We start from the raw sequence: 409 nt of genomic DNA, 5'->3' as shown, positions 1-409 counted from the left end.
GGCGCTGCGGCCGCGCGTGATTGCGGGCATCTCGGCCGGGGCGGCTACGGCGTGCATGGTCCATGCGCATGATTCGCACCAGACCATGGCCTATTACCGCGACATCCTGGCCAACAACACGCGCAACGCCTACTGGGGCAACCTGCTGCGGCGCGAGCGCGTGTTTCCRCATTACGGCATCTATCGCAACGCGCTGCTGTCGCTATTCGGCGATAACCGGCTCGCGCGGCTCCAGGCCGCGCCCGAGATCCGCATCGGCGTGGCGCATATCCCGCCGTGGAGCGGCCCGCGCCTGGCCGTGGCCGCCGGGCTGCTCGCGTACAACATCGACAAGCACCTCCTCAAGACGCTGCACCCGCGGCTGGGCCGCAAGCTGGGCTTCCGGCCCGAGTTCGTGCGCGCGCAGGAT

At 69.4% G+C, this 409-nt stretch carries 1 protein-coding gene; it reads left to right on the top strand.

From position 1 onward, the window contains the following. Positions 1–409 (top strand): patatin-like phospholipase family protein (locus AB4Z35_RS30860; RefSeq protein ID WP_442101280.1); only part of this gene is annotated, 409 nt, incomplete at both ends.

This window comes from Pseudomonas sp. KB_15, assembly GCF_052114525.1.
GTDB lineage: Bacteria > Pseudomonadota > Gammaproteobacteria > Pseudomonadales > Pseudomonadaceae > Aquipseudomonas.
The sequence above is the reverse complement of the archived record's forward strand: the minus strand, read 5'-3'. Positions and strand labels throughout refer to the sequence as shown.